The following is a 300-nucleotide window of genomic DNA, read 5'->3' on the forward strand; positions in this document are numbered from 1 at the left end:
TCGGATCGAAGATCCCGGCCCGGTCGCGCGGGATCGACAGCGTCATCTTCGACGTGCCCGTTAGAACCGACTTCCTCGAATGGCCGTTGCGGCGATTGGCGCTGCCGTCAGTGGCTCGCCCTCGAGATGCTCGTCGAGTTCAGCGTTCAGAATCCGCTCTGAAAGCGCCTTCTTCAGGTCGTCGAGCAATCCGTCCTTGGCAAACACCTCATTCGGATCGCGGCCGGCACGCAGTTGCTTCAGAATTTCCTTCTCGATAGCCATGTGATGATTCTCTCCTTGCCATCATCATGGCCTCGC

The 300-nt window shown here is 59.0% G+C and carries 1 pseudogene; it reads right to left on the reverse strand.

The features are described 5' to 3' along the window. Positions 1-264 (reverse strand): annotated as a pseudogene (locus EN824_RS34475) (transposase); the annotation flags it as partial. Positions 265-300: the final 36 nt, after the last annotated feature.

It is taken from the genome of Mesorhizobium sp. M8A.F.Ca.ET.181.01.1.1, assembly GCF_004792025.1.
Taxonomy (GTDB): Bacteria; Pseudomonadota; Alphaproteobacteria; order Rhizobiales; family Rhizobiaceae; genus Mesorhizobium.